The sequence below is a fragment of the Dokdonia sp. Asnod1-B02 genome (assembly GCF_045063955.1).
In the GTDB taxonomy this organism is placed as follows: domain Bacteria; phylum Bacteroidota; class Bacteroidia; order Flavobacteriales; family Flavobacteriaceae; genus Dokdonia.
Genome location: NZ_JBEFNW010000002.1, coordinates 997,108 through 1,017,951, shown reverse-complemented (window position 1 = coordinate 1,017,951; position 20,844 = coordinate 997,108). Strand labels below are relative to the sequence as shown.

At 37.7% G+C, this 20,844-nt stretch carries 22 protein-coding genes; 16 read left to right on the top strand and 6 right to left on the bottom strand.

Annotation, left to right across the window (positions count from 1 at the left end):
• Positions 1-9 precede the first annotated feature (9 nt).
• The 6 genes from ACJJVU_RS04665 to ACJJVU_RS04640 all read right to left on the bottom strand — a co-directional run bounded on the left by ACJJVU_RS04665 (position 10) and on the right by ACJJVU_RS04640 (position 7,445).
• On the bottom strand, positions 10-234 hold the full coding sequence (locus tag ACJJVU_RS04665; RefSeq protein ID WP_013751231.1) for a hypothetical protein: 225 nt from the start codon (positions 232-234) through the stop codon (positions 10-12).
• Between the two features lie 159 nt (positions 235-393).
• Positions 394-612: a YgjV family protein gene (locus ACJJVU_RS04660; protein ID WP_204161796.1), complete on the bottom strand. Its 219-nt coding sequence runs from the start codon at positions 610-612 to the stop codon at positions 394-396.
• A 179-nt stretch (positions 613-791) separates the two neighbouring features.
• Positions 792-1,487: a VIT family protein gene (locus ACJJVU_RS04655; protein WP_405222784.1), complete on the bottom strand. Its 696-nt coding sequence runs from the start codon at positions 1,485-1,487 to the stop codon at positions 792-794.
• Between the two features lie 2 nt (positions 1,488-1,489).
• The gene (locus ACJJVU_RS04650) at positions 1,490-2,626 is read right to left on the bottom strand and encodes an efflux RND transporter periplasmic adaptor subunit (RefSeq protein ID WP_405222781.1); all 1,137 of its coding nucleotides are present in this window, start codon (positions 2,624-2,626) and stop codon (positions 1,490-1,492) included.
• 10 nt (positions 2,627-2,636) lie between these two features.
• The gene (locus ACJJVU_RS04645; protein WP_405222778.1) at positions 2,637-6,968 is read right to left on the bottom strand and encodes a CusA/CzcA family heavy metal efflux RND transporter; all 4,332 of its coding nucleotides are present in this window, start codon (positions 6,966-6,968) and stop codon (positions 2,637-2,639) included.
• 78 nt (positions 6,969-7,046) lie between these two features.
• On the bottom strand, positions 7,047-7,445 hold the full coding sequence (locus ACJJVU_RS04640) for a hypothetical protein (RefSeq protein WP_298330446.1): 399 nt from the start codon (positions 7,443-7,445) through the stop codon (positions 7,047-7,049).
• A 196-nt stretch (positions 7,446-7,641) separates the two neighbouring features.
• Here ACJJVU_RS04640 and ACJJVU_RS04635 point away from each other — a divergent pair, with 196 nt between their 5' ends.
• The 16 genes from ACJJVU_RS04635 (at position 7,642) to ACJJVU_RS04560 (ending at position 20,813) form a co-directional block, all read left to right on the top strand.
• On the top strand, positions 7,642-7,929 hold the full coding sequence (locus ACJJVU_RS04635) for a DUF983 domain-containing protein (protein ID WP_239057556.1): 288 nt from the start codon (positions 7,642-7,644) through the stop codon (positions 7,927-7,929).
• Positions 7,929-8,561, top strand: coding sequence for a Crp/Fnr family transcriptional regulator (locus tag ACJJVU_RS04630; protein WP_144784973.1), 633 nt, complete (start codon positions 7,929-7,931; stop codon positions 8,559-8,561). Before ACJJVU_RS04635 ends, ACJJVU_RS04630 begins: the two co-directional genes overlap by 1 nt.
• A gap of 75 nt (positions 8,562-8,636) precedes the next feature.
• Positions 8,637-9,449, top strand: coding sequence for a sulfite exporter TauE/SafE family protein (locus tag ACJJVU_RS04625; RefSeq protein ID WP_405222774.1), 813 nt, complete (start codon positions 8,637-8,639; stop codon positions 9,447-9,449).
• A 200-nt stretch (positions 9,450-9,649) separates the two neighbouring features.
• Positions 9,650-11,062, top strand: a complete 1,413-nt coding sequence (locus tag ACJJVU_RS04620; protein ID WP_405222771.1) for a rhodanese-like domain-containing protein — start codon at positions 9,650-9,652, stop codon at positions 11,060-11,062.
• Positions 11,063-11,222: 160 nt separating this feature from the next.
• Positions 11,223-12,629, top strand: coding sequence for a rhodanese-like domain-containing protein (locus ACJJVU_RS04615; protein WP_405222768.1), 1,407 nt, complete (start codon positions 11,223-11,225; stop codon positions 12,627-12,629).
• Positions 12,630-12,635: 6 nt separating this feature from the next.
• Positions 12,636-12,953, top strand: coding sequence for a rhodanese-like domain-containing protein (locus tag ACJJVU_RS04610; protein ID WP_405222765.1), 318 nt, complete (start codon positions 12,636-12,638; stop codon positions 12,951-12,953).
• Positions 12,954-13,130: 177 nt separating this feature from the next.
• The gene (locus ACJJVU_RS04605; protein WP_405227465.1) at positions 13,131-13,475 is read left to right on the top strand and encodes a rhodanese-like domain-containing protein; all 345 of its coding nucleotides are present in this window, start codon (positions 13,131-13,133) and stop codon (positions 13,473-13,475) included.
• A 138-nt stretch (positions 13,476-13,613) separates the two neighbouring features.
• Complete coding sequence (locus ACJJVU_RS04600) at positions 13,614-13,880, top strand: heavy-metal-associated domain-containing protein (protein ID WP_035335796.1); 267 nt, start codon at positions 13,614-13,616, stop codon at positions 13,878-13,880.
• 3 nt (positions 13,881-13,883) lie between these two features.
• A complete protein-coding gene (locus ACJJVU_RS04595; RefSeq protein WP_035335795.1) occupies positions 13,884-14,144 on the top strand; it encodes a DUF202 domain-containing protein in 261 nt (86 codons plus the stop codon).
• 23 nt (positions 14,145-14,167) lie between these two features.
• The gene (locus ACJJVU_RS04590; protein WP_405222761.1) at positions 14,168-15,184 is read left to right on the top strand and encodes a DUF3365 domain-containing protein; all 1,017 of its coding nucleotides are present in this window, start codon (positions 14,168-14,170) and stop codon (positions 15,182-15,184) included.
• Position 15,185: 1 nt separating this feature from the next.
• Complete coding sequence (locus tag ACJJVU_RS04585; protein WP_405222758.1) at positions 15,186-15,911, top strand: DUF2490 domain-containing protein; 726 nt, start codon at positions 15,186-15,188, stop codon at positions 15,909-15,911.
• Between the two features lie 3 nt (positions 15,912-15,914).
• Positions 15,915-16,700: a carbonic anhydrase gene (locus tag ACJJVU_RS04580; protein ID WP_405222755.1), complete on the top strand. Its 786-nt coding sequence runs from the start codon at positions 15,915-15,917 to the stop codon at positions 16,698-16,700.
• Between the two features lie 192 nt (positions 16,701-16,892).
• The gene (locus tag ACJJVU_RS04575) at positions 16,893-18,200 is read left to right on the top strand and encodes an FAD-dependent oxidoreductase (protein WP_405222752.1); all 1,308 of its coding nucleotides are present in this window, start codon (positions 16,893-16,895) and stop codon (positions 18,198-18,200) included.
• A 92-nt stretch (positions 18,201-18,292) separates the two neighbouring features.
• A complete protein-coding gene (gene epsC / locus ACJJVU_RS04570) occupies positions 18,293-19,078 on the top strand; it encodes a serine O-acetyltransferase EpsC (protein ID WP_013751212.1) in 786 nt (261 codons plus the stop codon).
• A gap of 7 nt (positions 19,079-19,085) precedes the next feature.
• Positions 19,086-19,964: a cysteine synthase CysM gene (gene cysM / locus ACJJVU_RS04565; RefSeq protein ID WP_405222748.1), complete on the top strand. Its 879-nt coding sequence runs from the start codon at positions 19,086-19,088 to the stop codon at positions 19,962-19,964.
• A gap of 183 nt (positions 19,965-20,147) precedes the next feature.
• Positions 20,148-20,813: a peroxiredoxin gene (locus tag ACJJVU_RS04560; protein ID WP_108876973.1), complete on the top strand. Its 666-nt coding sequence runs from the start codon at positions 20,148-20,150 to the stop codon at positions 20,811-20,813.
• Positions 20,814-20,844: the final 31 nt, after the last annotated feature.

Below are 20,844 nucleotides of genomic sequence, written 5' to 3'. Positions count from 1 at the left end.
TCTTTTATTTTACATACTATCAGGTCTACCCTTCAAGCGTTTTTCTATCTTCTTTTTCTTTTCGGTGAGACGCTTCATGGCGTCCATTATTTCAGAGTCTTTTGTCTCTTTAAAAATCTCATTCAGTGCAAGAATGAGTCGTTTAGCCTCTCTTGAAGCAGCAACGCGATCACTGGTGGACATATTGCTCATTGAAGCATTTTCAAAAGCCACCGCTTCTTCCATTAATTTCATACAGTATTTCAAATTTTGGCGAATATAAGCGAACCCATACTAATTTACAAGGATTTATGCAAATTTATACTCAATAATGTGCAACTTTAGATGAAAAAAGCGTAGCTTAAGCTATTCTCCCCCTTATTCACCCTAAGCCCTGTGACACAACAAGATACCTTAATCCTTCTTTATAAATAGGTAATATCCGTTTACAAATAGTATTGCAAGATTAGTAATAATGATAGGAATACTACCTAATAACACTCCGTACGTTACAAATAATGCACAGCCTATAGAGTTTACAATACGCAACTTGCGCAAATCTTTATTTAAAAATGATAGCAACACAAAAAGGCTTGCTAGGTAACCGACAATTTCTGTAGGATTGATTTCCATTATTTTTTATTGTTTTAGTACGTAACGCGCACTGACATGAACGCGCGAAGATACTTTACAATCTAGTCCATCACAAACTTAAAACCTGCGGTAATAAAACTAGCAACCTATATTACTGCGCACAATCTTTTGCGCAGTCGTTCTTAAACACACTAACACCCTCGATAATTAACTCACAATTAGATACTCACATTAAAGAACTGACCTATAAGCGCAGTTAATCCCATAGCCAGCGTACCCCAGAAAGTAATTCTAAGTACAGCCTTTATAGGGCTAGACCCTCCAGCCTTTGCTGCCACGACGCCTAAAATGATTAAAAACAAGATTGCAGCTATGTATTGCACATATTCCATCATCTCCAAAGGCGCCATAAAAGCAACCAATACAGGTAAAAAACCACCTACTGTAAAAGCCACACCAGAAGAAAGTGCTGCTTGCAATGGTTTTGCCTCCGTCATTTCATGTATTCCTAGTTCATCTCTTGCGTGCGCTTCTAAGGCATTATGAGCTGTTAATTGGGTCGCAACTTCTAGCGCAGTCTCTGGACTGAGACCACGACGCTCATATATTTTTGCGAGCTCTAGGAGCTCCTCATGTGGTGTTTCTATAAGTTCGCGCTGCTCACGGGCAAGATCAGACTTCTCTACATCTGTTTGCGAACTAACAGATACATACTCTCCAGCTGCCATAGATAATGCGCCAGCCACTAAGCCGGCAACACCTGCAAGAAGCACAGGTTCTCTAGTAGTACTTGCGGCCGCAACTCCTATAACGATACTCGCCGTAGACAATATGCCGTCGTTTGCACCAAGTACTGCCGCCCTAAGCCACCCACTTCTATAGATGTAATGTTTTTCTGGTATCCTTGCCTCCATGATTACTCTCCTAATAAATTAAACACTCCTTTAGTTAAAAACTGTGTATCGGCCGCCATGTCGGTATTGAATTGCACTAATGAAAACCCTTCACTTTCTTGAACTACCTCAACTTCGGCTTGACGGAAATAATAGGTGTCACCCTGCTTCTCATCTAGCACTAAGATATAAGAAATCTGATCTACCGTCACTATGGAGGATGAAGGTAACGCTTTCGCGAAAGCGGAATTTGTTACAATACTAGCATCTACAAACATTCCCGTTAAGAAATTAACACCAGACTCATCTTCTAGATGTCCATGCACTTTAATCGTTCTATTTGCTTCAATCGAAGTGCCTACAAGATGCACCTCAGCCTTATAAATCGCTGAAGAAGCCTCTGGGATTTTAAAATTTATTGCCTGACCTTTCTTTACTTTTAAGATGTCTTTTTCAAAAACCGAAAGTTCTAGATGTATATGATCATTGTCTATAATTTCTAAAATTTCGGTAGCTGGTGAAACGTACGAGCCTTTTGAAACGTTCACCTTAGTAATGCTCCCCGAAATAGGCGCGTTAATGCTTACCACAGAACTTATCTTTCCAGCTCGAACACTCGCTGGAGAAATATTAATCATTCTAAGTTGTCTATCTAATCCCGTGTGTCTAGCAACTGCAGTCTTATACTCACTTTCGGCTTTTAGAAAACTTTTTTGAGAGGTAATATTTTCTGCTCTCATTGTCACCTGCCTGTCATACTCCGCTTTGAGATAAGTGAGTTGCCCATTTACCTCCATATATTGTTGTTGCAGGGCTACAAACTCAGGATTTTCAATAGTCACAAGCAGCTGACCTTTACGCACAATATCACCTATAAGCAATGGCGTTGTTTTTATGTATCCGCCCATACTAGCATTTACCACGGCTCTATTTTCTGGCGGCACATCAATCATCCCATTTACAGTAACTACCGTAGGAAATGATTTTTCTTCTAGTCCTCCTAAGGACATCTTACTTTGATCAAATTGCGCCTGAGTTACTTGAATGCGATCATCCATCGCTTCCGTTTGAGAAGATGGCTCAGCTTGGTCTGTGGTTTTTTCTCCACAGCTTACTAGTATAAAACCTAGCAATGCTATTATATATAAGTTACGTATCATGTGGTCGTATTTATAAGGTTAAGTAATTAATGGCAATTACAGTTTGATTGTATACATAGAGTTTCTCAAGGTGGCTTAGTCTTATCTCATAAGCGCTCTCAAGACTCTGGATATACTGGTAAAAATTAACCTCACCATTTCTAAAACTACCGTTTGCTGTTTTTAAAATTTCTTGAGATAGTGATGCACCTTCATTTTCATAATAATCTAGTGCTTCTTGAAGTTGCGACAACTTCTCTGTAAGTGCATTATATTTTGCATCGAGTTGTATCTCATACTCGCTAGATTGTGTGACTGCGATATCTTCGGCAATTTTGGCTGCTTTTATTTTAGCAGATTGACCGCCAAATAATATTGGGATTTTCACTCCTAATTGATATCCGTAAAGACTACCATTAAGCCCAGAATTTGTTCCTTGAAAATAATTAAGACTTAGATCTGGCAGGAGCTGTTGTTTTTCAAAACGACCCTTTGCCTGAAGCAGGGATACTCTGTTTTGATAATATGCCACTTCTGCACTACTGCTTATATCTAAAGTTGCTAGCGCTACTTTAAACGAAGGCTCACTAGCGACTACAATAGCTTCATCAGCCTGTACCACTTTTAGTAAATCCCCATAGGCAAGTGCCACTTCGCTCTGCGCTTGTTTATAGCTAAGCTCCACCTGTTTTTGCTTAGAAGCCGCAGTAATCTTCTCTAGGTAATTAGTCTCTCCTAGTTCAAAACGCCTTGACGCCATTCTAGAAAAATCTGTATACAAACTATCTAGTGCACTATACACTCGTTCCTTTTCTCTAGCAATTTGATAGTCATAATAGCCAGCCGTCACTTTGCGTTCAACTTCCTTTTTCTTTATTTCAAATGCACTTGAAGCTACCTTAACGCTTGCTTTATGCACACTCTTTTCTGAGAAATAAACCGTGGGGAATTTAAAGTCCTGCTGTATCCCAAAAACCCGTAGTGGCCGATCGTTTATAGTCAGATTATTCTCGTCAAACTCATAATACACCTGCGTTTTGTCAAAGCTAAAAGCGCTATTAATCAAGGCTGCAGATTGTGCTACTTCTAGCCTACTTGCTTTTAACCCAAGATTATTTTCAATAGCCATCGGGATTAACTCTTGTAACGATTTAGTCCCTTCTTGCGCTCCTAGGTTTACAGAAAATAGTAATACCACTATACTTATGGTGGTAACCTTGCCTTTAGACAATCCTCCGTTAGTTTTCTTAGGAGTATTTAAGTACGCATAAAGAACTGGCAATACGACGAGGGTAAGTAATGTCGCTGTAATCAACCCTCCTATTACAACCGTAGCTAGCGGTCGCTGTACCTCTGCTCCCGCATTTGTAGAAATTGCCATAGGCAAAAACCCTAAAGCCGCAGCAGATGCTGTGAGTAACACAGCCCTCAACCTATCTTTTGTTCCTTGCTTTATTAAAGCTTCTATACTTTCAAAACCTTCTTTTTGTAATTCTTTGAAGTGCTCTATTAAAACAATTCCATTTAAAACTGCAATCCCAAACAACGCAATAAAACCTACACCAGCCGAAATACTGAATGGCAGATCACGCAGCCATAATAAAAGAACACCTCCTACCGCAGCCAGCGGTATTGCAGAATAAATCATCAGTGCTTCCTTGACAGATTTAAAAGCAAAATAGAGAAGAATAAATATGAGAATAAGTGCAATAGGCACCGCAATCATTAATCGCGCCTTTGCACTTTGTAAGTTTTCAAACTGCCCTCCATATGTAATAGAATATCCTACAGGTAATTTTACATTCTCGTTAATCAACTTTTGGACATCATCCACCACAGATTGTAAATCACGATTACGCACGTTAACACCCACTACAATTCTTCTTCTTGTATCGTCACGAGATATTTTGGCAGCTCCTGTTTTATAGCTTATAGTTGCTAGTTCGCTTAATGGTATTTTTCCACCAGCAGGGAGATCAATGTATAGACTTTTAAGGTTATCGATATCTTGACGCTTCTCTTTGTCTAGTCGCACTACTAGGTCAAAACGCTTTTCTCCTTCAAAAACGCTTCCTGCAGTCTTACCCGCAAATCCCATGGAAACCATATCATTGAGATCCTGAATATTGAGACCATACCTGGCTATTTTTGCTCTATTGTATTGCACACTCATCTCAGGCAAACCTGCCACTTTCTCAACAGAAACATCTGCTGCGCCAGCTACGTTTTCAATAAGAGCTCCTATCTCACTTCCTTTCTTTGCAAGGATTTCAAGATCATCCCCAAAAATCTTAATCGCAATATCTGCACGTACACCGGTAATCAATTCATTAAAACGCATCTCTATAGGTTGTGTAAACTCTACTTCCATTCCTGGGATGACAGCAAGTGCCTCCTTAAATTTATCTGCCAGTTCATCTTTTGACGAGGCAGGCGTCCACTCTCCTTTAGGTTTGAGTACAATAATCACATCGCTTTCTTCCATAGACATGGGATCTGTAGGCACCTCTGCAGCACCTATACGAGTTACCACTTGCTTTACTTCTGGAAATTGACTTAATAGTATTTTCTCAATTTCGGTGGTGATTTCTACCGTGTTGCTTAGGGAAGTTCCTGTCTTTAATACTGGCTGAATCACAAAATCACCTTCGTCAAGTGTGGGGACAAATTCTCCACCCATGGTGCTATACAAATAGATAGCTATTGCTAGTAAGGCTACCGCGATACCTAATACGAGTCTCTTGCTCTGTAATGCCCAGTAAATTACTGGCTCATACATTTTATTAAGCCATTTCATTAACCTTACGGAGATATTTTTATCTGTTGCATTAGATGGTTTTAAGAACATAGATGCAGCTACGGGAACATACGTAAAACAGAAAATCATCGCCCCTATTAATGCAAAACTAAAGGTGAGCGCCATAGGCTTAAACATCTTTCCTTCCACACCGCTCAGTGAGAGAATAGGTATAAATACTATCAAGATAATAAGCTGACCAAAGATGGCCGAATTCATCATTTTTGATGCTCCAGAAAATGTAATCTTATCTTTTAATAGTTGTTGTTCCGCTTTCGCGAAAGCGTAAATCTCATCTTTCTTTCTCGTTATTTCAAATGCTATATATTCTACAATTATGACCGCGCCATCTATAATAATTCCAAAATCTATAGCGCCAAGACTCATCAAGTTTGCATCTACCCCAAAGATGTACATAAGTGACAATGCAAATAACAAACACAACGGAATTACGGATGCCACTACTAGCCCAGATCTAAAATTACCTAGCAGTAAAACCACCACAAAAATCACAATCAGACATCCTAAAATTAAATTTTCAGCAACGGTAAAAGTAGTTTTTGCAATAAGATCGCTACGGTCTAAAAATGCGTTAATGTATACACCCTCTGGAAGTGATTTTGAAATCTCGTCAACGCGTTCCTTCACAGCTTCTATCACTTTTTTAGAATTTGCATCTTTGAGCATCATCACTTGACCAAGCACCTTCTCGCCCTCACCGTTTCCGGTAATTGCTCCAAAACGTGTGGCGCTCCCATAACCTACTTTGGCAACGTCTTTTATATACACAGGTACTCCATCGTCATTCTTAACCACGATGTTACCTATATCATCTAGTGATGAAATGAGACCCTCGCCACGTATAAAAAATGCCTGGTTCACCTTTTCGATATAGCCACCTCCAGAGACACTATTATTCATTTCTAAAGCTGTAAAAATCTCGCGCGCACTTATATCCATCGCGTTGAGCTTTTCTGTATTAATAGCAACCTCATATTGTTTTAAAAAGCCGCCCCATGTATTTACCTCAACCACTCCCGGAATTCCTGAGAGCTGGCGCTTTACTATCCAATCTTGGATGGTTCTTAAATCTTCGGCATTATACCTGTCTTTAAATTCTGGTTCTACATCAAGTATATACTGGTAAATCTCACCTAGTCCGGTGGTGATAGGCCCCATCTCTGGTGTGCCAAAACCCTTAGGGATTTTTTCTGATGCAGATTTGATTTTCTCAGCAATGAGCTGCCTAGGCAAATAGGTTCCCATATCGTCCTCAAATACAATGGTGACGACAGATAATCCAAATTTTGAAACAGAGCGAATCTCCAACACGCCTGGCAAGTTTGCCATATCTAGCTCTACAGGGTAGGTTATGAATTGCTCCATATCTTGCGTAGAGAGATTACGTGAGGTAGTAATCACCTGTACTTGATTGTTTGTTACATCTGGCACAGCACCTATAGGAATTTGCGATAATGAATACAGCCCAAATCCTATAATAAAGGCCGTAAATAAGAGAACAACAAACTTGTTTCTTATACTAAAATTGATAATATGTGATAGCATTTTGTCATAAAATAATCAATGTGAAGAGCCCCAAATCTTTACAAGACTAGGTGCTAAAAATAAATTAGATCTGATTATTTATGAAAGCCGTGGCGGCTGGAAGAGCCCATCTAGATGTAAAGAAGATGATGGTGCCTGGTAATGAAAATTATGTGCTTTAAAATCCGAAAACTCAAGAGTTTTGAATTCTTCTTTATTTGTAATTAAAACAAAATCCGCTACAGCCGTATGATGTGTTTGATGCTGGAAAGGTAATTGCTCGTGGTCTTTCTTTTCTTCTTGATGTTCTTTTTCGTGCTCTGCTTTTAGTTCGCCATAATGCTTTGCAATAAATACAAATATATTATCTCCATACTGCTCTTTATGGAACTCTGCATGCTCAAAAAAGTCGCCTAGTTGCACCATATCATTAATGTGCATCCCAAAGCTTTGCAATAGGAAAACAAGTGATAACGATATGGATATAAGTTTACTCAAGGGTATAAAGATAACTAATTTTAAATATTACAATATGTAACATAAGTTACCGTGAGCATATTTTAATACGTTTAATTTTACATAAAAAATTGAATTGTCCATGGGTAAATCGATAGTATATAGCATCTTATTTTTAAAATGTCCTCAATGCAGAGAAGGTGAATTTCTTGAGGCGCATCCTTATAAGCTTTCTAACATGAATAAGGTTAAAAAGAACTGTCCTAAATGCCAATTAAAATATAGTATAGAACCTAGTTTTTATACGGGCTCTATGTACGTATCTTATGGTGTGGGAATCGCAGTTGCCGTGGCCGTTTATGTTTTAACCCTTATTTTTGGTTTAGATTTTGGACCTACAGGTATTCTAACGAGTATCGTCATTGCTTTAATCATCACAATGCCATACATAGGTGCCGTATCAAAATCTATTTGGGCTCATTTCTTTTTTAAATATGACCCTAACATTCTTAAAAAAGCCGCATAATGATTCAAGAACTAAAAGCCAGCTACGGTCATCTCTTTGAAGATGAACTTATCAATGAAATACTCCAAGTAGGCACTTACAAGGAGGTTCCTGAAGGTTTTAAACTCATGGAAATAGGCGGCTATGTAAAAGGAATGCCACTGCTGGTCTCTGGAGTAATTAAGGTATTAAGAGAAGATAAAAATGGAGATGAGCTTCTCCTCTACTATCTAGAAAAAGGAGATACCTGCTCTATGACAATGACCTGCTGCATGGGACAAACTAAAAGTGAAATACGAGCAATTGCAGAGACAGACACCAAGCTCATTATGGTACCTGTACAGAAAATGGAAGAATGGACGGCTAAGTACAAGTCTTGGAGAAATTTTGTTTTTGAGAGTTACCACAACCGCCTTAACGAGCTATTACAAACTCTGGACAGTATCGCTTTTGACAATATGGATGAACGCCTTTTAAACTACTTAAAAGAAAAGGCGAGAGTAAACGATGAGCAAATTATTCATAACACGCATCAAGAGATTGCTTACGAATTGCACACCTCAAGAGTAGTGGTATCAAGACTTCTTAAGAAATTAGAGAACTTAGGAAAAATTGAATTACACAGAAATAATATCCAAATTATAGATTTATAGACCTTAAGTAACTTGGGTTACACCTAGGTCGTTATAGCAAGTCTATTTTTGTCTCTCAATACAAAGAAGTTTATAATGGAGATACTAGAAATACTTGGATATATAAGTGCCTTGATCATCGGCATTTCTTTAGGTTTAATAGGTGGAGGTGGTTCTATACTCGCTGTACCAGTACTTGCTTACTTATTTTCTGTAAATGAAAAAGTTGCCACTGCATATTCTTTATTTATTGTAGGAGCAAGTGCGCTCGTAGGTGGTTTTAAACAACACCTTAAAGGCTATGTAGACTGGAGAACAGCAATTGTTTTTGGACTACCCGCTATTGTAGGAGTTACCGTTGTGAGACATTATGTAGTACCTGCATTACCAGATATTTTATTTACCACAGGTGATTTTGAGTTTACACGTAGGATGGCAATGTTTGGCCTCTTTGCGGTACTCATGATTCCTGCTGCCTTTTCTATGCTCAAAAAAAGAAAGGATAATAAACAAAAAGGAAACGGCACTGTCACTTACAATTACCCACTTATTTTAATAGAAGGCCTCATCGTAGGTGGTATTACAGGAATGATAGGCGCTGGAGGAGGTTTTCTCATCATCCCCGCTCTTGTTATACTAGCAAATGTAGAAATGAAAGTTGCCGTAGGTACTTCTTTAATCATTATCGCTTTTAAATCATTGATGGGCTTCTTTCTAGGAGATGCCTTAACCATGGATATAGACTGGTTATTTCTTTCCATATTTACAAGCATATCATTTGCAGGGATTTTTATAGGCAGTTACCTCAGTAATTTTATAGATGGAGATAAATTGAAGAGAGGTTTTGGCTACTTCATATTTATAATGGCAATATTCATTTTTTACATGGAGTTTTTTGTAAAACACTAAAGAGAATAAAAATTAAAAAAAAGGCTATTTCTTATTATTAGAAATAGCCTTTTTTTTTGTGAGAACACTTGTCGCTACCAAGACATAACATGACAAATATCATAGTTTATAAACTATCTACGTTTGTGTAACTTAAGTAACCTACACACTTGAAATGACTGCTTACTTTTATGTTGTTGTAATTTAAAAATCCACATAAAATGAAAGTAGAACAAATTTATACAGGATGCATTGCTCATGCAGCATATTATATCGAAAGTAACGGAGAAGCTGCAGTCTTTGACCCTTTGAGAGAGGTGCAACCATATATAGAACGTGCACAAATAGATAATGCTACAATCAAGTATGTTTTTGAAACACACTTTCATGCAGACTTTGTAAGTGGCCACCTCGATTTGCATAAAAAAACAGGAGCTAATATTGTTTATGGTCCAGAAGCAAAACCCGCTTATGATGCTATTATAGCAACAGATGGTCAAATTTTTGAGGTAGGTAATTACAAAGTTAAAGTTATCCATACTCCTGGTCATACCATGGAAAGCACAACATATCTTCTCATAGACCAACTAGGAAACGAGCACGGTATTATCACTGGAGATACACTCTTTATAGGTGACGTAGGTCGTCCAGACCTTGCGCAGCATGTAGTGTCTGACCTCACAGAAGAAAAACTCGCTGGTCACTTGTACGACTCTTTGAGAAACAAAATAATGCCACTTGATGACAATCTTATTGTGTACCCTAATCATGGCGCCGGATCTGCTTGTGGTAAAATGATGAGTAAGGAAACCACAGACACCTTAGGGAATCAGAAAAAATTCAATTATGCGCTTCAAGAAATGACTAAAGATGAGTTTATCAAAGCTGTACTTACTGGACTTACCGCACCTCCTGGATACTTCCCTCAAAATGTCTTGATGAACATTAAAGGTTATGAAAGCCTAGACACTATTATGGATCGTGCAACTAAGCCACTTGATCCAGAGGCTTTTGAAATAATAGCAAATGAGACGGGTGCACTTATGCTAGATACTCGCGATGCCGAAGTTTTTGCAAAAGGTTTTATACCTAACAGCATAAACATAGGCTTAGACGGTAATTTTGCACAATGGGTAGGAGAAATGATTCCTGATGTAAAACAAGAAATTTTATTAATAACAGATCCAGGCAAAGAAGAGGAGACGATTACTAGACTTTCTCGTGTAGGTTATGATTTTACAATTGGGTTCTTAAAAAATAGCTTCTCCTCATGGAAAGAGAGCGGCAAAGATTTTGAAACAATCGCTCGTATTTCACCTCAACAACTAGAAGCCGAATATAAAATGGGACAACCTCTTATTTTTGATGTACGTAAAAAAAGCGAATTCTTATCAGAACACATACTCGGGGCTATTAACGTGCCTCTCAATGAGATTAACCAGCATCTCGCACAATTCCCAAAAAATAAGCCTTTCTTCCTTCACTGCGCTGGAGGGTATAGAAGTATGATTGCTGCTTCTATTTTAAAGCAACGAGGCTGGAAAGATTTCAGCGATGTACGAGGTGGTTTTGCTCAAATTACAGAAACTACGGTTCCTAGGTCTGAGTATGTATGCCCTACCACTTTATTGTAACCAGCTATTACTTTGTAGAGCTCTTACCCTTTTAAGGATAAGGGCTCTATTTATTTTTCTCCTTTGTAACTTATGTTACTGTAGCAACTGTTTCTATTAGCTAATTTTACGTTATTAATAGTTGAGTCCGCTTTCGCGAAAGCGTAAAAAAAATACACTTATGAACGTTGAACAAATATATACTGGTTGTCTAGCTCAAGGAGCTTATTACATTGAAAGTAATGGTGAAGTAGCTATCATTGACCCTTTAAGAGAGGTAACGCCATATTTAAATAGGGCAAAACAAGATGATGCAAAAATCAAATATATTTTTGAAACTCATTTTCATGCAGACTTTGTAAGTGGTCACGTAACCTTATCAAAGGCGACAGGTGCTCCTATTGTTTTTGGACCAAATGCAAACCCAAGTTTTGATGCTATTATCGCAATAGATAGACAAGAATTTCCTCTAGGTGACATTACAATTATAGCGTTACACACGCCTGGTCATACGATGGAAAGCACCACGTATCTTCTTAGAGATAAAGACGGGAAGGATCATGCGATATTTAGTGGAGACACCTTATTTCTAGGCGACGTGGGAAGACCAGATCTTGCTCAAAAAATGGGCGAACTCACAGAAAAAGATCTCGCAGGTTTTCTTTATGATAGCTTACGTAATAAAATTATGCCGCTAGCAGATGACGTTACGGTATACCCTGCTCACGGAGCTGGATCTGCTTGCGGAAAGAACATGATGAAAGAAACGGTAGACACACTAGGGAATCAAAAGCAAATGAATTATGCACTACGTGCAGATATGACTAAGGAAGAATTTATAGCAGAGGTGATAGATGGTTTATTACCACCACCTCAGTACTTCCCTCTTAATGTCAAAATGAATAAAGAAGGTTATGAAGATATTGATGACGTGCTCAAAAGAGGTACGCATGCACTATCTCCAGAAGCTTTTGAAGCTGTTGCAAATGAGACAGGAGCTATCGTACTAGACGTACGCCATCAAGATAAATTTGCCAAAGGGCATATCCCTAGATCTATATTTATAGGCCTAGATGGGAGTTTTGCTCCATGGGTAGGCGCCTTAATTGCAGATGTAAAACAACCCTTATTGCTAGTTACAGAGCACGGTAGAGAAAAAGAAACCATTACTAGGTTATCTCGTGTAGGGTTTGACAACACAATAGGATATCTGGAAGGAGGATTTGATGCTTGGAAAGATGCTGCCATGGAATACGATACCGTAAGTTCTATCACAGCAGATGGTTTTAAAAACGAATTAGAAAAAGGCAACAAACCTGTTTTTGATGTGCGTAAAGAAAGTGAGTACCTATCAGAACATGTACTTGGAGCAAACAACACACCACTAGATTTCTTAAATGATCATCTAGCTGAATTTCCAGACAAACCTTTTTATGTGCATTGTGCCGGAGGTTATAGAAGTATGATAGCCTCATCTATATTAAAAAGTAGAGGAATTCATAACTTAATAGATGTACAAGGCGGCTTTAAAGATATTAAAGAAGCTGGCATTCCAGTGTCTGCCTTTGTTTGTCCTTCAACACTTTAAAAGACTATGAAAAATATATCACAAGTAGATTGGGAATCGGCAATTGAGAATGACAGCAATGCTATAATTCTTGATGTTAGAACTCTTGGAGAATGTAGTGAGGGTATCATTGAAAATGCAGTAATGATTGATTTTCTAAACAGTGCTACGTTTCAGGAAGAAATAGAAAAACTTGACCAAACAAAGAATTACTACGTGTACTGTAGAAGTGGTAATCGTAGTGGTCAAGCATGCCGAGCATTAGATAATCTAGCGATAAAAAACACGTTTAATCTAGTAGGTGGAATGCTAGACTGGAATGGTAAAACCGTAATTCCAGCTTAAACAAAGACATTCCATAGAGTGATGACTATGGTCTTATTGATTGGTTAGTAAAAAACGAGGTTATCAGTAATGATAATCTCGTTTTCAATTTAACATGATATGTAACTTAAGTTACTGGCAATGGGAAACTAGAGGACTATCTTTAATAAAAAAATAATGAAATCAACAATCCTTATTATGTCCATATTATCATTTCTCTTTGGAGGTAAGCCTCAACAAAATAGCAATATCACTGTTCTAAGCACAGCCGACTTTAAAACCGCTATCACAGATAAAAAAGTGCAGTTAGTAGATGTGCGAACAAAGAATGAATTCGATAGCGGTCATATAAAGAAAGCTGTAAACATTGATGTTTTTGATAAAGAAAATTTCATTTCTGCTTTCAACTCTTACAATAAGGAAGAGCCTATTTATATCTACTGTAGATCTGGAAATAGAAGCAAGAAGGCCTCAAAAACCCTAGATAGCTTAGGATTCAAACAGATTTTTGATTTAAAAGGAGGATTTATGGCTTGGCAGTAATGCTTATTCATCTGTTTAAAAACAGGCGTATTCTATCACATCTTTTTAATTACGCTTTCGCGAAAGCGTAACATAGAACTCACAAGGCTCCTACATCAAGCTGCATCTTTAGATAATTATTTACTCAACACATATCTCATGAAAACATCAATTATAGTACAGAACCTAAAATGCGGTGGTTGTGCAAAAACAATCACATCAAAAATATCTGAACTTGACAATATATCAAACGTACATGTGGACACCGAAACTGCTACTGTTTCCTTTACTGCTCAAGGTACAGAAGACGCATTAAGTGTAAAAGAAAAGCTCAAGTCATTAGGCTACCCATCTATTGAAGATGAAAATGGAGTGCTCTCTAAGGCAAAATCTTTTGTAAGTTGCGCTACCGGAAAAATGAAATGACTTATGAAAAAATTATCACTATCACTCACTGACAAATTAGCGATAGACAGAACAAAACTTGCAAACGAGCGTACTTTTCTAGCTTACTTTAGAACCTTTATTGTGTTTTTGAGTTCTGGTCTAGCGATTATCAAACTCGACATTCTCACAGAAATAAAGTGGATAGGCTTTATGCTAAGCATCATAGCGCCTGCACTGTTTCTAATAGGTTTAATACGTTTCTTATATGTAAAAAGAAGCATTAGAAGGTATTACGCAGCTTAAATCAAATTTACACTCATAACATTATGAAACCATCTCTTTTTTACCTGCCCCTTGTACTCACACTAATACTACTTACAAGTTGTAACGAGTCACAAAAGACTACATATGTGAGCCAGTCAGGTGTGACACCAGAATTAGATAATATCACTACTGCTGTAAGCCACCCAGGAAAGAAGTTAATGGAATCAAAGTGCTACGCTTGCCACAATCCCTCTACGGGTCACGAAGGAAGGATAGCACCTCCTATGGTTGCAGTAAAATCTCATTATATGAACGATGAGACGACTAAGGAAGAGTTTAAAGCTGGAGTCTGGAACTTTGTACAAAAACCATCTAAGGAATCATCAAAAATGAGAGGAGCCGTAAAGCGTTTTGGCCTTATGCCCTACCAACCATTTCCTCAAGAGGAAATTGAGCTCATTGCAGATTATATGTATGACTACAAAATAGATGAGCCAGCATGGTTTAAAGAGCACATAGAGGAAGAGAGCAAAGGCAAGATGCAATATAGAAATGATGGTAAAATAGAAGACACCTTAGCCTCTTTCCAAACTGAAAACAAGGCAGATATAGGTTTGCGCTACGCACTACAAACAAAACAAGAGTTAGGAAAAAACCTAATGGGTACTATACAGAATAAAGGCACTCTTGAAGCTGTCTCTTTCTGCAATAAAAAAGCCTACCCTATTACTGATAGTATGGCTGTGGTTCAAAATGCGAGAATAAGGCGAGTGTCTGACAAGCCTCGCAATCCAGCAAATCAAGCTTCTCAAAAAGAATTAAGCATCATAACACATTTTAAAAAAGTAATAGCAAGTGATGAAGATTATGAGCCAGTAACAGAATTAGTGGACGATAAAATAAACTTTTATTACCCTATTACTACAAATTCTATGTGTTTACAATGTCATGGCACTCCTACAATAGATATTGAACCTGCTGTTCTTTCTTCCATTAAAAATCTTTACCCTACAGATAAAGCAGTGGGTTATAATGTGAATGAAGTACGCGGTATTTGGAGTATCTCATATGAGAATTAGCATGAGATTTTTTATCGCGCTAGTTTTTACAATTACCACTTTATACAGTGCTCACGCACAAGATGAAAACAAAACACATTACAGCAGCTGGAACACCATAAATGTTGTAAAAAAGTTCAATGATCAATGGGCGGTAAATGTAGAGTTTAACGCAAGACGCACTAACTTCTTAAGAGATTGGGAGCAAATTGTGATTCGTCCCTTTGTGCATTATATGTTTGAAAATGATTTAGATATTGCCATTGGGTATAGTTATATAAAAAACTACAACTACGCTTCTTATAGCACACCCATTGATGCTACTGAGAATAATGTATTTCAACAACTTACGATAAAGCATAAGTTTTCAAAATTCTCATTCGATCACAGGCTACGTTTTGAGGAACGCTTTATTGATAAAATAACAGAGAATGATGGTGGTACATTCATCATAGATGGTACTACTTACAGAAATCGATTCCGTTATAAATTTCAGATTACGGTTCCTGTGAAAACTTTTACATCAAATCAATCTCTAAGTTTAGTGATATATGATGAGGCTTTTTTAGACTTTGGCAATGGTTTACGACCAGAAAAACTTGATCAGAACTGGATGTTTATAGGAGTAGGTTTTCGCGCAAGCGAACATATACACATTCGATCTGGCTATCATGACATCTATGCAAAAAGAGGAAGCATCTTTAGAAATAACCGAATCTGGGAAACTACATTAACTTATAAAATATAATAGATGAAATTGCTTATCGCCGGAATATCGATACTTATAGCGGTCAATAGTTGTCAAAATGAAGCAACTACGCATACCGAAAACAACCAAAGCAACAACGCACACACAGAGAAGCACTGGAGTTATAATGGCGAGACAGGTCCTTCACACTGGAAAGAACTTGAAGTAAATTCTGATTGTGGCGGCAAGTATCAATCTCCTATAAATATTGTGAATTATCAACTAGACGAAACACTTGCTCCATTAAACATCACTTATTCTGATAGTACACACATACATGATGTAGTAAATAATGGACATAGTATTCAATACAATTTTGATGCTGGAGATTATATAACATTAGATAACAAAAGGTATGAGCTAAAACAGTTTCACTTTCATGAGCCCGCAGAGCATTTGATAGACGGAGTGCGCTACCCTATGGTTTTACACCTTGTGCATATAAGTGATGCTGGAGAATATGCTGTGTTTGCTGTAATGGCAAAAGAAGGTATAAGTAGCTCTCCTTTTGATTTTTTAGAAAGTTATCTCCCTTTGAATGTAGAAGAAACCAAGGTTGTTGACACTGCTTTTGATATGAATTTAAACCTACCCGAGGACAAAACATATTTTAACTACACGGGGTCTCTTACCACACCACCTTGCACGGAGCGTGTAGAATGGTTTATTTTTAAGGAGCCTATAACGGTATCTTTAGAACAAGTTGAAAAATTGAAAGCCTTAATGCCACTCAATAATTATAGAGATGAGCAACCACAAAATGGCAGGGTAATTAGAGTGTCAAAGTAACACTGCATATTATTTTATATTACTTCGAGATACAAGTTTATCTCAAAAATCCAAGTATACTTCTATTTGAAATTCTTCTATAGAAGTTCCTTTAGCACAATCGTTTACCTTTTTTACGTCTATGTAACTTGAGTTACAGTAATTCCTTAGGTATTCGACTATTTTTAAATCATCAACACTAAAATGACATCTATGGCTTTACATTTTCAAGTTTTAATAATAGGAGGAGGTACCGCTGGTATCATGACTGCCGCCCAACTTCTTAAAAACAAAAAAACGAATAGCGTAGCTATCATTGAACCTGCAGACACACACTACTACCAGCCAGCATGGACGCTTGTAGGTGCCGGTACCTATGACTTTAAAAAGACAGGTAAACCCATGTCTGCTGTGATTCCTAAGGGAGCGAAGTGGATCAAAGATAAAGCAGCTGCTTTTGATGCAGATAATAATACGGTACATACCGCTAGCTCTGGCCACATCACTTATGACTATCTCGTAGTTGCTCCCGGCCTTGCTTATGATTTTAGTCTTGTACCTGGATTAGGTCAAGCAATGGATAAAGGTGTTGTATGTAGTAATTATACAGATCCTCAACATACATGGGATGTGATAAAGAACTTTAAAGGTGGTGTTGCATTATTTACACAACCTGCAACCCCTATTAAATGTGGAGGAGCGCCTCAAAAAATCATGTATCTAGCAGAAAATCACTGGAGAAAAAGTGACACTGCATCAAGAACTGATATTGTATTTGCTACTGCAGGAACCATCATTTTTGGAGTTAAGGAAATTGCAAAAACACTCATGGAAGTTGTAGATCGCAAGGACATTAATTTACGATTTAATCATAGACTCGTTGAAGTAGACAGTGAAAATAAGATTGCATGGTACGAGCTCACAAAAGACATCTCTGCCGGAGGTTGTGTCGTGATGTCTGGTGATGATGATGGAAAATATCTAGACGAGACTTTCCAATATAATTACAAGAATGTCAAGGTGACCAAGAAAGGTGATAAGTACGGAATACATTATGACATGCTACATACTGCACCTCCATCTGTTGCGCCTCAATTTATACGAGATTCTAAGCTCGTGAATGATGCTGGCTGGCTTGATGTAGATATACACAGTATGCAACATAAAAGATATAGTAACATCTTTGGCTTAGGTGATGTAGCCGCACTGCCTACTGCAAAAACTGGTGCCGCAATCCGCAAGCAAGTACCTATCGTAGTTGATAATTTATCTAAACTCATGCAGAGCAATACAATAGGTAAGCAATCTTATGGAGGCTACTCTTCTTGCCCACTAGTAACAGATTATGGCAAGATGGTGCTAGCAGAGTTTGATTATCATAACAACTTTACACCAGATCCTAAACTCAAGCAACTATTAATAAAAGATAGTTCTAAGGAACACTGGAGGCTTTGGATGCTTAAAAAATACATGCTACCCTACTTATACTGGAATAAAATGATGAAGGGAGACAACGTATAAGCCCCTACTATCGCGTTAAAAAAGAGACAAAATATCAATTTTGTCTCTTTTTCATTAACTAATGTTTTATAATTACCTACAGAGATATAAAAATGAATTATACCGATTTAATTACATCTATCAATAAACAGAAAAAGGAAATCAAAGTTTCCATTCTGTTGAAGCAAGAATCGCAACGATTTACACAGTTGTTATTTAACACACTGTTTGATAATGGAACAGATACAGAAAAGACTCTTGAGACTCTTGAAGCCTTATTTATTACCATAAGAGATCTTGCTTGTCCAGAGATTAAAGGTAGTCCGTGTAAAAAATGGGATGACTTCACACTTGTAATACCTACGCTCTTTTGTAGTTTAAAAAAGGATGCAGAGGCTATTTATAGCAATGATCCTGCTGCACAATCTCTAGAAGAAGTGTACCTAGCCTACCCTGGTTTTTTTGCTATTGCGATTTATAGAATGGCAAGAGAATTTTATGAGTTAGGTTTACCACTCATACCACGACTAATGACGGAATATGCACACCAGCTTACAGGTATAGATATTCATCCAGGAGCGCAAATAGGAGAATCCTTTTTTATTGACCACGGAACCGGAGTGGTGATAGGAGAGACTGCCGAAATACATAATAATGTAAAACTATATCAAGGAGTTACCCTAGGTGCACTTACGGTAAACAAGGATTTAAAGAGCATAAAAAGACACCCTACCATTGAGGATAATGTTACGATTTATGCAAATGCAACAATACTAGGTGGAATCACAGTTATAGGAAAAGATAGTATCATAGGAGGTAATACTTGGGTGACAAAGACAGTACCTCAAAACTCTATAGTACTCCACAATCCTAAAGTAGAAATTCGCAATAAAAAATAAATAAGCAATGAATAAGACACTCTTAGATCAAATAGGAAACACGCCCATAGTCAAGTCTATAGCATTAAATACAAACCCAAATGTGAGTTTATATTTTAAACTAGAAGGTGACAATCCTGGAGGTAGTGTAAAAGACAGAGCTGCTTATAATATGATTAAAAGCGCGCTAGATAGCGGCGCTATAGATAAAAGCACAAAGTTTGTTGAGGCTACAAGTGGTAATACAGGTATAGCACTTGCCATGATTGCTGCTATTTATGGGCTAGAAATAGAACTCGTAATGCCTTCAAAGGCAACTAAGGAACGTGTGCAAACCATGAGAGCTTACGGAGCAAAAGTTACACTTCACCCTGACGGGATAGAAGGCGCTAGGGATTATGCTATTGATAAGGTTGAAAATGAGGGGTACTTCTCTTTTAACCAGTTTTCAAATGATCATAACTGGCAAGCTCACTACAAAACCACAGGTCCAGAAATATGGAGAGATACTCAAGGTGAGGTAACGCACTTTGTATCTTCTATGGGAACCACAGGTACCATCATGGGAACCTCAACATTTTTAAAAGAACAAAACAGCGATATCCAGATTGTAGGAGTACAACCTACAGATGGATCAAGCATACCGGGCATACGTAAATGGCCACAAGAATATTTACCAAAAATCTTTAATGCTTCAAAAGTAGATAGAACCATCGAAGTAAGTCGTGATGAGTCTATTGCCATGGCTAGAAGGCTAGCACAAGAAGAAGGAATACTAGCAGGTATGAGTAGCGGTGGCGCAACTACGGCGGCTCTAAAACTAGCTAGCGAACTAGAAAGCGGAGTTATAGTAAGCATCATTTGTGATCGCGGAGATAGATACCTTTCGTCAGAGTTATTTGAATAGTGATCACTTACTTCATAATATAGTATAAATAGAATGAGGGTAATTATGCTTTCGCGAAAGCGAAACTACCCTCATTTGTTAAAGTTATTTTAAAAAAACTAAGTATGTAACATAGGTTACTAAGCCACCTATATCTATAACGTATCTTTATATCATAAAACATAACGATAAATATATACTATTATGGATAAAGAAAACCTATTGCCAGAACAAGTAATCTCAATGCCTAGAATAGGTGATACAGCACCAGATTTTGAGGCAGTTACGACTAAGGGAACTATTAAAATGTCTGAGTTTGCAAAGGATAAGTGGACAGTGATGTTCTCTCACCCTGCAGATTTTACTCCAGTGTGTACCACAGAAATGAGTGGTTTCGCTATTAGAAAGCCAGAATTTGACGCCTTAAATACAGAACTACTAGGTCTTAGTATAGACAGTATACACGCTCACTTAGGATGGGTTCAAAATGTAAGAGAAAACACAGGTGTTTACTTTGATTTTCCTATCATCGCAGATATTGATATGAAGGTATCAAAGCTATACGGGATGTTACAGCCTAACGAGAGTGAGACTGCAGCAGTAAGAGCTGTTTTCTTTATTGATCCTGCCAAAAAAATTCGTCTTATTATGTATTATCCGCTTAATGTAGGTCGTAATATGGATGAAATTCTAAGAGCGCTAGATGCACTGCAAATGTCAGATAAGCATAAGGTATCTATGCCACTAGACTGGAAAAGAGGTGATCAAGTGATTTGCTCTCCACCTAAAACACTAGACGCATTAAACGAGAGACTTGCAGATGATTCTGTAGAAAAAGTTACTTGGTATCTCGCAAAGAAGAGTATCTAAAACTTATAAAAAAGGGCTTGAGAGCATTCAC

Bases quoted from the DNA above. Each gene is read 5' to 3' on its own strand.
- ACJJVU_RS04610 (WP_405222765.1), top strand. From the start codon at position 12,636: ATGAAAAATATATCACAAGTAGATTGGGAATCGGCAATTGAGAATGAC.
- ACJJVU_RS04615 (WP_405222768.1), top strand. From the start codon at position 11,223: ATGAACGTTGAACAAATATATACTGGTTGTCTAGCTCAAGGAGCTTAT.
- ACJJVU_RS04620 (WP_405222771.1), top strand. From the start codon at position 9,650: ATGAAAGTAGAACAAATTTATACAGGATGCATTGCTCATGCAGCATAT.
- ACJJVU_RS04655 (WP_405222784.1), bottom strand. From the start codon at position 1,487: ATGGAGGCAAGGATACCAGAAAAACATTACATCTATAGAAGTGGGTGG.
- ACJJVU_RS04605 (WP_405227465.1), top strand. From the start codon at position 13,131: ATGTCCATATTATCATTTCTCTTTGGAGGTAAGCCTCAACAAAATAGC.
- ACJJVU_RS04580 (WP_405222755.1), top strand. From the start codon at position 15,915: ATGAAATTGCTTATCGCCGGAATATCGATACTTATAGCGGTCAATAGT.
- ACJJVU_RS04630 (WP_144784973.1), top strand. From the start codon at position 7,929: ATGATTCAAGAACTAAAAGCCAGCTACGGTCATCTCTTTGAAGATGAA.
- ACJJVU_RS04625 (WP_405222774.1), top strand. From the start codon at position 8,637: ATGGAGATACTAGAAATACTTGGATATATAAGTGCCTTGATCATCGGC.
- ACJJVU_RS04595 (WP_035335795.1), top strand. From the start codon at position 13,884: ATGAAAAAATTATCACTATCACTCACTGACAAATTAGCGATAGACAGA.
- ACJJVU_RS04665 (WP_013751231.1), bottom strand. From the start codon at position 234: ATGAAATTAATGGAAGAAGCGGTGGCTTTTGAAAATGCTTCAATGAGC.
- ACJJVU_RS04590 (WP_405222761.1), top strand. From the start codon at position 14,168: ATGAAACCATCTCTTTTTTACCTGCCCCTTGTACTCACACTAATACTA.
- ACJJVU_RS04650 (WP_405222781.1), bottom strand. From the start codon at position 2,626: ATGATACGTAACTTATATATAATAGCATTGCTAGGTTTTATACTAGTA.
- cysM (WP_405222748.1), top strand. From the start codon at position 19,086: ATGAATAAGACACTCTTAGATCAAATAGGAAACACGCCCATAGTCAAG.
- ACJJVU_RS04635 (WP_239057556.1), top strand. From the start codon at position 7,642: ATGAATAAGGTTAAAAAGAACTGTCCTAAATGCCAATTAAAATATAGT.
- epsC (WP_013751212.1), top strand. From the start codon at position 18,293: ATGAATTATACCGATTTAATTACATCTATCAATAAACAGAAAAAGGAA.
- ACJJVU_RS04585 (WP_405222758.1), top strand. From the start codon at position 15,186: ATGAGATTTTTTATCGCGCTAGTTTTTACAATTACCACTTTATACAGT.
- ACJJVU_RS04660 (WP_204161796.1), bottom strand. From the start codon at position 612: ATGGAAATCAATCCTACAGAAATTGTCGGTTACCTAGCAAGCCTTTTT.
- ACJJVU_RS04575 (WP_405222752.1), top strand. From the start codon at position 16,893: ATGGCTTTACATTTTCAAGTTTTAATAATAGGAGGAGGTACCGCTGGT.
- ACJJVU_RS04645 (WP_405222778.1), bottom strand. From the start codon at position 6,968: ATGCTATCACATATTATCAATTTTAGTATAAGAAACAAGTTTGTTGTT.
- ACJJVU_RS04600 (WP_035335796.1), top strand. From the start codon at position 13,614: ATGAAAACATCAATTATAGTACAGAACCTAAAATGCGGTGGTTGTGCA.
- ACJJVU_RS04560 (WP_108876973.1), top strand. From the start codon at position 20,148: ATGGATAAAGAAAACCTATTGCCAGAACAAGTAATCTCAATGCCTAGA.